The organism is Stenotrophomonas sp. 10N36 (genome assembly GCF_056395005.1).
Genome location: NZ_JBFTIS010000029.1, coordinates 33,641 through 44,185 on the forward strand (window position 1 = coordinate 33,641; position 10,545 = coordinate 44,185).

12 protein-coding genes are annotated in these 10,545 nt (G+C 69.4%); 1 reads left to right on the top strand and 11 read right to left on the bottom strand.

What is annotated here, in order from left to right:
* Positions 1–14 precede the first annotated feature (14 nt).
* The 11 genes from hisIE to hisS form a co-directional block, all read right to left on the bottom strand.
* Positions 15–638, bottom strand: a complete 624-nt coding sequence (gene hisIE, locus AC1DCJ_RS19300; RefSeq protein WP_137189358.1) for a bifunctional phosphoribosyl-AMP cyclohydrolase/phosphoribosyl-ATP diphosphatase HisIE — start codon at positions 636–638, stop codon at positions 15–17.
* A complete protein-coding gene (gene hisF, locus AC1DCJ_RS19305) occupies positions 628–1,404 on the bottom strand; it encodes an imidazole glycerol phosphate synthase subunit HisF (protein WP_478071701.1) in 777 nt (258 codons plus the stop codon). Before hisF ends, hisIE begins: the two co-directional genes overlap by 11 nt.
* Complete coding sequence (gene hisA / locus AC1DCJ_RS19310) at positions 1,398–2,132, bottom strand: 1-(5-phosphoribosyl)-5-[(5-phosphoribosylamino)methylideneamino]imidazole-4-carboxamide isomerase (RefSeq protein WP_478071702.1); 735 nt, start codon at positions 2,130–2,132, stop codon at positions 1,398–1,400. Before hisA ends, hisF begins: the two co-directional genes overlap by 7 nt.
* The gene (gene hisH, locus AC1DCJ_RS19315) at positions 2,129–2,731 is read right to left on the bottom strand and encodes an imidazole glycerol phosphate synthase subunit HisH (RefSeq protein WP_038688646.1); all 603 of its coding nucleotides are present in this window, start codon (positions 2,729–2,731) and stop codon (positions 2,129–2,131) included. Before hisH ends, hisA begins: the two co-directional genes overlap by 4 nt.
* Positions 2,728–3,801 (bottom strand): bifunctional histidinol-phosphatase/imidazoleglycerol-phosphate dehydratase HisB, encoded by a 1,074-nt coding sequence (gene hisB, locus AC1DCJ_RS19320; protein WP_137189355.1) that lies wholly within the window; start codon positions 3,799–3,801, stop codon positions 2,728–2,730. Before hisB ends, hisH begins: the two co-directional genes overlap by 4 nt.
* Positions 3,798–4,889: a histidinol-phosphate transaminase gene (gene hisC / locus AC1DCJ_RS19325; protein WP_478071703.1), complete on the bottom strand. Its 1,092-nt coding sequence runs from the start codon at positions 4,887–4,889 to the stop codon at positions 3,798–3,800. The genes hisB and hisC overlap by 4 nt, the downstream gene beginning before the upstream one ends.
* Complete coding sequence (gene hisD, locus AC1DCJ_RS19330; protein ID WP_478071705.1) at positions 4,886–6,181, bottom strand: histidinol dehydrogenase; 1,296 nt, start codon at positions 6,179–6,181, stop codon at positions 4,886–4,888. The genes hisC and hisD overlap by 4 nt, the downstream gene beginning before the upstream one ends.
* A gap of 11 nt (positions 6,182–6,192) precedes the next feature.
* Positions 6,193–7,104, bottom strand: a complete 912-nt coding sequence (gene hisG, locus AC1DCJ_RS19335; RefSeq protein WP_137189353.1) for an ATP phosphoribosyltransferase — start codon at positions 7,102–7,104, stop codon at positions 6,193–6,195.
* Positions 7,105–7,117: 13 nt separating this feature from the next.
* Entirely contained in the window at positions 7,118–7,444 is a 327-nt protein-coding gene (locus AC1DCJ_RS19340; protein WP_159496619.1) for a YerC/YecD family TrpR-related protein, read from the bottom strand.
* Between the two features lie 171 nt (positions 7,445–7,615).
* Positions 7,616–7,909 carry a hypothetical protein gene (locus AC1DCJ_RS19345; protein ID WP_448135746.1) on the bottom strand — a complete coding sequence of 98 codons (294 nt, stop codon included), beginning with the start codon at positions 7,907–7,909 and terminating at the stop codon, positions 7,616–7,618.
* Positions 7,906–9,303: a histidine--tRNA ligase gene (hisS, locus tag AC1DCJ_RS19350; RefSeq protein WP_478071704.1), complete on the bottom strand. Its 1,398-nt coding sequence runs from the start codon at positions 9,301–9,303 to the stop codon at positions 7,906–7,908. The genes AC1DCJ_RS19345 and hisS overlap by 4 nt, the downstream gene beginning before the upstream one ends.
* Before the next feature lie 139 nt (positions 9,304–9,442).
* Here hisS and AC1DCJ_RS19355 point away from each other — a divergent pair, with 139 nt between their 5' ends.
* Complete coding sequence (locus AC1DCJ_RS19355; RefSeq protein WP_038688658.1) at positions 9,443–10,195, top strand: Crp/Fnr family transcriptional regulator; 753 nt, start codon at positions 9,443–9,445, stop codon at positions 10,193–10,195.
* Positions 10,196–10,545 lie beyond the last annotated feature (350 nt).

A 10,545-nucleotide genomic window follows, 5' to 3' on the forward strand; every position in this document is an offset into this window, starting at 1 on the left:
CGCGATTCATGCGCTCACCCCGCGTGGCGCGCCGCCAACACGGCCACCGCGTCGGCCAGCGACAAGCCGCGCGCGCGCAGCAGCACGATCAGGTGGAACAGCAGGTCGGCTGACTCGCCCAGCAGCGCCGCATCGTCCTGGGCCACCCCGGCCAGCGCGGTTTCCACGCCCTCCTCGCCCACCTTCTGCGCGATGCGGCGGATCTCGCCATCGAACAGCGTGGTGGTGTAACTGCCCGGGGGGCGCTGCTGCTCGCGCTGGCGCACGAACGCATCCAGGCGGCCCAGGAAGTTGCCCGGGGCACGCTCGAAGCAGCTGTCGCTGCCGGTGTGGCAGGTCGGGCCGGCCGGGCGCGCACTCACCAGCAGCGTGTCGTTGTCGCAGTCCACGCGCACCGCCACCACCGCCAGCACGTTGCCCGACGACTCGCCCTTGGTCCACAGGCGCTGCTTGCTGCGGCTGTAGAAGGTCATGTGGCCGGTGGCCAGGGTCAGTTCCAGCGATTCGGCGTTGGCATAGCCGAGCATCAGCACGGCCAGGCTGTCGGCATCCTGCACCACCACCGGCAGCAGGCCGTCGCCCTTGCTCCACGCCAGTCCGTCCAGCGCCTCGCGCGACGGCAGTACTTCAATAGACATCTCGAACCTCGATCTGCTGCTCGCGCAGGAACTGCTTGAGCGCGGGAATGGCGATGGCGCCACTGTGGAAAACGCTGGCGGCCAACGCACCGTCGACATCGGCCTGGTCGAACACATCGGCGAAGTGCTGCATCTCACCGGCTCCGCCGGAGGCGATCAGCGGCACCTGGCACAGCGCGCGTGCCTGGCGCAGCTGGGCCACGTCGTAGCCGCGGCGCACGCCGTCGCTGTCCATGCAGTTCAGCACGATCTCGCCGGCACCACGGCGCTGCGCCTCGACCAGCCAGTCCAGCGTGCGCACCGGCACGGCCTGGGTCTTGACCGGGTCGCCGCTGAAGCGCCGCACCCGCCATTCTCCGTCGGCCTCGCGCACCGAATCGATGCCGACCACCACGCACTGCACGCCGAACGCATCGGCCAGTTCCTCGATCAACGCCGGGCGCCCCAGCGCCGGGGAATTGATCGAAATCTTGTCGGCACCGGCATACAGCACGCGGCGCGCGGTCTCCACGTCGGAAATGCCGCCGGCCACGCAGAACGGAATATCGATCAGGCGCGCGATGCGCTCGATCCAGCCCACGTCCACCGCACGGCCTTCGGGGCTGGCACCGATGTCGTAGAACACCAGCTCGTCGGCGCCCTGGTCGCGGTAGCGCAGCGCCAGCTCGGCGATGTCGCCCATGTCGACGTGGTCGCGGAACCGCACGCCCTTGACCACGCGGCCATCGCGCACGTCCAGGCAGGGAATCAGCCGGCGGCTCAGCATGCCAGTGCCTCCGGCAGGGTCATGCGGCCTTCCAGCAGCGCCTTGCCCAGGATCGCGCCGCCGCAGCCCACCGCCTTGGCCTCGGCCACGTCGGCCGCGCTGCGCACGCCACCGGACGCCTGTACCGCCACGCCCGGCAACAGGGTGGCCAGGTGCTGGTACAGGCCGATGTTGGGGCCGGACAGCATGCCGTCGCGGGCAATGTCAGTGCAAAGCAGGTGGGTCATGCCGGCCTGCGCGTACCGCGTTGCCAGCACATCCAGGGTGTCTTCGGCGGTTTCGGTCCAGCCGTGCACCGGCAGCAGCCAGCGGCCGTCGTCGGCCTGGCGGGCATCCAGCGCGATGGTCAGCCGCTCCGGGCCGAACTCGCCCAGCCAGCCGATCACCGTCTCCGGCGCGCGTACCGACACCGAGCCGACCACCACGCGGGTCGCGCCGGCATCGAGAATACGCGCCACGTCGTCGCGCGAGCGCACGCCGCCGCCGGTTTGCACCTTCAAGCCGGTCTGGCGGGCAATCGCCGACAGCAGCGGAGCCAAGGTGTAACCGCCGGCGCGTGCGGCATCCAGGTCGACCAGATGCATCCAGGTGGCGCCGGCATCGGCGAATGCCTGGGCGCGCGGCAACGGGTCGTCGCCATAGGTGGTCTGCTGCGCGTAGTCGCCCTGCAGCAGGCGCACGACGTGGCCTTCGCGGATGTCCAGGGCGGGATAGACGGTGAAACTCATGACGGTTCGTTCTCGATGAAGTTGCGCAGGATCCGGGCGCCGGTGGCGGCCGAACGCTCCGGGTGGAACTGGGCGCCGCTGTGCAGGCCGCGCTGCACCACCGCGGCGAACAGGCCGCCGTGGTCGCAGGCCGCTACCGTGTGCTCGCCCAGCGGTGCTGCATAGCTGTGCACGAAGTAGGCGCTGGCACGTTCGGGCACGCCGTCCAGCAGCGCCGACTCGCGCAGCGGCCGCAGCCGGTTCCAGCCCATGTGCGGTACGCGGATGCCGGTGGCCGGGTGCAGGTGGCGGACCACCCCGGGCATCAGCCCGAGGCATTCCACGTGTCCCTCTTCGGAGCCCTCGAACAACAGCTGCATGCCCAGGCAGATGCCCAGCAGCGGCACCTGCAGCTCGCGCAGCGGTTGCACCAGGTCCTGTGCGTGCAGGCGCGCCATGCCGTGCGGGGCCGCGCCCACGCCGGGCAGGATCACCCGCGACACGCCCTGCAGGCCCTTCGCGTCGCGTACCAGCCGCACCTGCACGCCCAGCCGTTCCAGTGCATAGCGCACCGACCCCAGGTTGGCGCCGCCCGCATCGATCAGGGCAACCTCGGTCACAGCGCCCCCTTGGTGCTGGGCAGCGCGGTGCCCTGTCGCGGCAGCGCCTGGCGCAAGGCACGGGCCAGCGCCTTGAAGCACGCCTCCACCTTGTGGTGGTCGTTGTCGCCACGCACGCTCAGGTGCAGGTTGAGCCCGGCGGCGTCGCACAGCGAACGGAAGAAGTGCGGCACCAGCTCGGTGGGCATGTCACCCACGCGCTCGCGCTTGAACTCGCCTTCGAACACGAAATACGGCCGGCCGCTGAAATCCAGTGCGGCGCTGGCTAGGGTTTCATCCATCGGCAGGGTGAAGCCGTAGCGGCCGATGCCGCGCTTGTCGCCCAGCGCTTCACGCAGCGCCTGGCCCAGCGCCAGGCCGGTGTCTTCGATGGTGTGGTGTTCGTCGATGTGCAGGTCGCCCTCGGCCTGCACGCTCAGCGCGAAACCGCCGTGCTTGCCGATCTGTTCCAGCATGTGGTCGAAGAACGGCAGGCCGGTGTGGGTCTGTGGCTCGGCGGTACGGTCCAGGTCGACCTCAACGCGAATCCTGGTTTCCTTGGTATTGCGCTGCACGGTGGCGCGGCGCGGTGCATCGGCCAGTTCGTGGGCGATGCCGTTCCAGTCCCACTGCCCGCCGAACTGTTCGGTGCGCAGCTGGAAGCCGCGGATCTTCATGTTCTCGGCGAACTGGATGTCGGTGGGCCGGTCGCCGACCATGCCCGAGCGGGCCCAGTCGATGCTGCGGTCCTGCAGGTAGGGCAGCATCATGCCGATGCCCGGCTTGCGGGTGGGCGCGTTGTCGTGCGGCCAGGTGCCGTCGATCAGCACGTCACGGAACACGATGCCCTGGCTGGCGAAGATCTGCAGCATCAGGTCGTTGGGTCCATCGAAACTGGCCTGCGGGTAGCCTTCGCTGCCCAGGCCGTCCTGGTTGCTGACGATCACGAACTGGTAACCGGCATCGCGCAGCTTGAGCATCGCCGGGATCACATCGCGCACGAAGCGGATCTTTTCATAGGCATCGATCTGGAAATCGGCCGGCTCTTCGATCAGCGTGCCGTCGCGGTCCACGAACAGGATGGGCGTCATGCCGCTACCCTCCGCGCAGCCAGCGCACTGAGCACACGGTCGTTTTCCAGGGTGCTGCCGATGGTGATGCGCAGGGCATCGTGCAGCTGCGGTGCGGCACGCTGGTCGCGCACCACCACGCCGGCCGCCAACAGCGCATCGAAGGCCTGCTGCGCATCACTGAAGCGCACCAGCAGGTAATTGCCCTGCGAGGGATACACGCGCACCACGCCGGGCAGCACGGCCAGTGCCTGCTGCAGGCGACCGCGCTCGGTCTTGATGCGCTCCACGCGCGAGGCGGTGAGCTGCAGGTTGCTGTCGCTCAGGCCAGCGAGGGCCAGCTCGGCGCAGGGGCCGGGAATCGGGTACGGCGCCTGGCAGCGACGCAGCAGCGCGATCAGCGCCGGCGCGGCAATGAGGCTGCCGATGCGCGCGGCGGCCAGCGCGTGCGCCTTGGACAGCGTGCGCAGCACGGCCACGTTGTCGTAACGCGGCAGCAGCGTGACCGCCGACGGCAGCGCGGCGTACTCGGCATAGGCCTCGTCGACCACCACCAGCGCCCTGCCCTGCAGCGCCGTGGCCACCCGTTCCACCTGGTCCAGCGTGATCGCGCTGCCGGCCGGGTTCGAGGGCGAACACAGGAACACCAGCTTGGCGTTGCCGGCCAGCGCGGTGGCGATTACCGCATCGATATCGGCGTTGAGCGCATCGCCGTCGTCGCGCAACGGCACCTCCAGCAGCGGCGCGTTCTGCAGCCGCGCGCACACCGCGTACATGCCGAATACCGGCGGGGTCACCAGCACCGCATCGCGGCCGGGCTCGCACAGCGCGCGCACCAGCAGGTCGATCGCCTCATCGCTGCCGCGGCCGATCAGCAGCTGCTCGGTCGCGCAGCCATACAGTTCAGCCAAGCGTGCACGCAGCGCAGCCGGCTGTGGATCCGGATAGCGCCGCGCGCGGCCTTCGCTGTCGGCCGGGTTGGCCCAGGCCGACTCATTGGCGTTGAGCCAGACATCGCCGACCAGCGCGCTGCTGCGCGCCGACGAATAGCCGGCAAAGGCCTGCAGGTCCGCACGGACCAGCGACATCACCGCATCGGGCGCGCTCATGCAGCCACCTGCATGCGCAGTGCCACCGCATTCTCGTGCGCGTCCAGGCCTTCGGCACGGGCCAGCGTGCGCGCACAGCCGCCGATCGCGGCAATGCCCTGCGCGGTGGCCGACTGCACGCTGATCAGGTTCTGGAAGCTGGCCACGCTCACCCCGCTGTAGGCGCGTGCGGCGCCCGCGGTGGGCAGCACATGGTTGGTGCCGCTGCAGTAATCGCCCAGCGCCTCGGGCGTGTAGTCGCCGAGGAAGACAGAGCCCGCCGCCTCGACCTGCTCCAGCCACGCGCGGGGTTCGCGCAGGGCCAGGATCAGGTGCTCGGGTGCGTAGCGATTGCTGATCTCGAAGGCCTGCGCCAGCGAATCCACCCGGATCAGCTTTGAGGACTGCAGCGCCTGGGTGGCGATGGCCACGCGCGACAGACGCGCCAGCTGCGCCTGCACTTCGGCGTCGACCCGCGCCAGCAGGGCGTCGTCATCGGTGAGCAGCAGCACCTGCGAATCGGGACCGTGCTCGGCCTGGGACAACAGGTCGGCGGCGACGAACGCGGGATTGGCGCCGGCATCGGCGATCACCAGCACTTCGGACGGGCCGGCCGGCATGTCGATCGCCGCCGCACCGTCCTGCGCCACCTGCTGCTTGGCTTCGGTAACGAAGCTGTTGCCGGGACCGAACAGCTTGTCGCAGGCCGGCACGCTGTCGGTGCCATAGGCCATCGCCGCGATCGCCTGCGCGCCGCCCAGCTTGAACACGCGGTGCACGCCGGTCAGGCGCGCGGCCACCAGCACCGCCGGGTCGGCACTGCCGTCCTTGCGCGGCGGCGTGCACAGCACCACTTCGCGGCACCCGGCCAGTTGCGCGGGCACGCCCAGCATCAACGCGGTGGACGGCAGCGGTGCGCTACCGGCCGGTACGTACAGGCCCACCCGGCCAATCGGCCGCACCACGCGCTCGCAGCGCACGCCCGGCGCGGTGTCCACCGCATAGCCCTGGCTCATGCCGGCCTTGTGGAACACGCCGATGCGTGCGGCCGCCTCGACCATCGCCTGGCGCAGGTCGTCCGGAACGGCCTGTTCGGCGGCGGCGAATTCGGCTTCGCTGACTTCAAACGATTCGGGGGCCACGCCATCGAAGCGCAGGCTGATCTCGCGCAGCGCAACGTCACCGTCGGCGCGCACGGCAGCGATCAACCCGGCGACCGCATCACGGGTCTGCGCGGCCACGGCCTGCACCGGGCGCTGCAACGTCTGTGCCTGGGCGCTGGCGTCCAGGGTGGACCACTGCACTACATTCATCGAAAGACGGTTCATGCCAGCGAACGCTCCACGCTCAATACCATCAGGCCCTGGGCGCCAGCGCGCTCCAGGTCTTCCAACCGCTGCCAGGTCAAGGCGCCGTGGCACATGGTCTGCAGGCGCAGGTGGCCGCCGTCGTCGGGCAGCTGCACCAGCGGGTCGGCATCGGGCAGCAGCCGGGTCAGCTCGGACACGCGGTCCAGCGCGGCGCGGAACATCAGCAGCTTGCTGTCCTGCACCTTGACCACGCCATCCAGCCGCCGCAGCAGCATCGCCATCAGGCCGGCGCGGGCGTCGTCGGGGGTCTTCACCGGGCCGGCCAGCACCGCTTCGCTTTCCAGCAGCGTTTCCACCGGCTTGAGCTGGTTGGCGGCCAGGGTGGCGCCGCTGGAGACCAGGTCGCAGATCAGGTCGGCGGTGCCCAGGCGCGGCGCGATTTCCACCGACCCGGACAGTTCCACCACCTGCGCATCCACGCCGCGCGCGGCCAGCCAGTCGGCCAGAATCGCCGGGTAGCTGGTGGCGATGCGCTTGCCGGCCAGCTGCTCAACGCCGGTCCATTCCCATTCCTCGGGCACCGCCAGCATCAACCGGCACTGCCCGAAATTCAGGCCGCGCAGCGCCTGGTAGGCGTCCGGCAGGCCGATCCGGCGGCGCGCGGCGCCCTGCTCGTCCAGCTCGTTGCGGCCGACGATGCCGAAGTCGCAGACGCCATCGGCGATCAGCCCGGGGATGTCGTCGTCGCGGACCAGCAGCAGGTCCACCGGCAGCGATTCGCCGTAGCAGAACAGCTTGTCGCGGCTCTGCCGCCAGCTCAGCCCGCAGGCGGTGAGCAGGCTGCGCGCCGGCTCGGCCAGCCGCCCGTTCTTCTGGATGGCGATCCGCAGCCGGTCACGGGCCGGGGCGTTCTGGGTTGCACTCATGGGGGAGGCTCTCTTACTCGGATTCGGGGGGCGTAGGCGTGGCGGTGACGGCAATGGCGGCGGCATAGCCGCCGTGGCCATGCTCCAGCGAACGCGCGACGCGCCCGGTGGTGGTCACGCTGACGCCGGTCAGTTCGTGGATTTCGCGATACGGCACGCCCTGCTGCAGCAGCGGCACCACCTTCCAGCGGTCCGACAGCGCCTCCAGCTCGGCCGGGGTGCACAGGTCGCGCAGGAACGCGGTGACCTGTTCCGGGCTGGACAGCGCGGCGAAGGCCGCCGCCAGGCAGGCCAGATCGGCCTGGGCGTCTTTTTCTCGGGGGGCGGGGCGTAGTTTCATCGTATCAATGTAATAGCGTGCTATTACATTAGCGCAAACGACAACACTCGGTCAAACCGGGTTGATATCCGGACCGGGTTGGTTCAGGGGGCGGGAACGAAAAACGCCCGCTGAGCGGGCGTCTGTTTGGGGTATAGGGCGTCCAAGGGCGTACCGACCAACGGTCGGTACCTACCGGCACGTTACCTCGGCGCGGAGGGCGCCGCTGCGCAGGCACTCGCCGAACAGGCTGCCCTGGCGGCTCGGGATGGACTGGATGGCTTCCAGCTCCCCTGCCCCGTCCGGGCACTTCTGCCCGGCCAACCCGCGCAGGTCATGCTGCAACTGCTCCCGGTCGATCACGTGGCAGCGGTCGACCGTCAGCCGGTACTGGCCCGGACCGATACGCTGGCTCTGCAGCGCAGGATCGGTCCGGCACGCGGTCAGCAGGAGCAGCAGCGTTGCCGCCGCCCCCAGCCGCCTCACGGCATGACCTTGGCCTGCTCCAGTTCCACCTGCAGGGTGCTGGCCAGTTCCTCGCGCGAGACCTCGAACTGCTGCTCGCGCAGCAGGTCCTTCACCGCCACCACGCCGCGGGCCAGCTCGTCGTCACCGGCCAGCACCACGAAGCGGATCCCGGCCTTGGCCGCGTACTGGAACTGCTTGCCGATCTTCTTCGGCTCCATCTGCACTTCGGCGTTGATGCCACCGGCGCGCAGGCGGCGGGCGATGTCCAGCGACTGCGGCAGGCTGGCGTCGTCCATCAGCGCCACCAGCGCGTGCACGCTGCTGTCTTCGATCCCGGCGATCAGGCCGGCTTCGCGCAGCTGCCAGAACAGGCGGGTCAGGCCGATGGAAATGCCCACGCCCGGCAGCTTGGACTTGCTGTAGTGGCTGGCCAGGTCTTCGTAACGGCCACCGGAGCAGATCGAGCCGATCTGCGGGTGGTCGGTCAGCGTGGTTTCGTACACGGTGCCGGTGTAGTAATCCAGGCCGCGCGCGATGGAGAAATTCAGGCAGTACGCGGTTTCCGGCACGCCCAGCGCCTTGACCAGCTCCAGCACTTCGCGCAGTTCGGCCACGCCTACCTTCAGCGTCTCGCTGGCGGCCGGATCGGCCAGCAGCGCGTCCAGCTGCGCCAACGCGTCGGCGTGGCTGCTGGAGCGGACCGCGACGAAGGCCAGGATCCGCTCGACCTGCTCGGCCGGAATGTCAAAGCCTTCGCCCACCAGGGTCTCGCGCACGTAGTCGGGGCCGCGCTTGTCCAGCTTGTCCACTTCGCGCAGCACCGCCAGCTGGCGCTCGCCATCGGCCACGCCCAGGCTTTCAAAGAAGCCGCGCAGCAGCTTGCGGTTGTTCAGCTGGATGCTGAAGGCGCCGATGCTGAGCTCGGCGAACACCGCATGGATCACCGCCAGGACTTCGGCGTCATAGCGAATGCTCAGCGCGTCCTTGCCGATCACGTCGATGTCGCACTGGTAGAACTCGCGGAAGCGGCCGCGCTGGGCACGTTCGCCGCGGTACACGCGCTGCATCTGGTAACGACGGAACGGGAACGTCAGGTCGTGCTCGTGCTCGGCCACGTAGCGGGCCAGCGGGACGGTCAGGTCGAAGCGCAGGGCCAGCTCGGGCAGCGTTTTGTCGCCAGCTTCGGCCGCGTTGGCCAACGCGCCGGTGGACTGCACGAAGTACACCTGGCGCTCGGTTTCACCGCCGGACTTGGTCAACAGCACGTCGGACAGCTCGAACACCGGAGTTTCCACCGGCAGGAACCCGAACCGCTCGTAGTTGCGGCGGATGACGTCCAGCATGCGCTGGAACGCGATCTGCTCGCGCGGCAGCAATTCCATGATGCCGGGCGGCGTACGGGGCTTGATCACTTGCGGGACTCCTGCGAATCGGGGGATGAGCGTGGTGCATATTCTAGCCGCAGCCAGCGCGCGCGGCTGAGCCGATCGCGCCAGTCCGGGCCACTGGCCGCATGAAGTATCATAAGCAGGCCCCGCTCCCTGGTTCGACATGACCCGGCCCCACTCCGGTACCGCCCTTTCCGCCGTTGAAGATCCCGCCAGCCCGGGCTGCTCGCCGCTGCGCGACTGCCTGCACTGCTCGGTACGTCATCTGGCCGTGTGCTCGGCATTGTCGCCGGACGAAGTGCTGGCGCTGGAACGGGTGACCGTGTCGCAGCCGGTGGCGCTGGGCGCCACCCTGGCCCGCAGCGGCGAACCGCGCCTACATGTCTATACCTTGACCGCCGGCGCACTGCGCCTGGTGCGGACACTGCCCGACGGCCGCCGCCAGATCAGCGGTTTCGTACTGCCCGGCGATTACCTGGGCCTGAGCGGCAACGACCACCATCGCTACGACATCGAGGCCATCGCCGACAGCCGTGTCTGCCGGGTAGCGCTGCCGCAGATGAAAGAGTTGCGCGCCCGCTTCCCGCACCTGGAGCGCAAGCTGCTGCAGCGCGCCTGCCAGGAACTGGACGCTGCGCAGGACGCGGCCATGTCACTGGCCCGCCTGCAGCCGGCGGAAAAACTCGCCGATTTCCTGCTGCGCCTGGCCGCCCGCGAAGCCCGCCTGGGCGGCAACGGCCTGCGCGTGACCTTGCCCATGGGCCGCGGCGATATCGCCGACCACCTGGGCCTGACCATGGAAACGGTGAGCCGCACGTTCACCAAGCTGCGCCAGCAGGGCCTGATCGCCCTGCCCCACCTGAACACCGTCGAGATCCTCGACGAAGCCGCCCTGCATACGCTCTCCGGCGAGTAACCGGTAGCGCCGGGCTCTGCCCGGCTGGCGACAGCCGCCCGTAACGCACGCACCCCCGGTAGAGCCGGGCCCTGCCCGGCTTGCATCAGACATCATGACCCCGGAACGAACGGCAGCCGGGCAGAGCCCGGCGCTACGTGAGCAACCATTCCGGCGATTGGCGCGTAGAGCCGGGCTCTGCCCGGCTTGCATCAGACATCATGACTCCGGAACGAACGGCAGCCGGGCAGAGCCCGGCGCTACGTGAGCAGCCACTCCGGCGATTGGCGCGTAGAGCCGGGCTCTGCCCGGCTTGCATCAGACATCATGACCCCGGAACGAACGGCAGCCGGGCAGAGCCCGGCGCTACG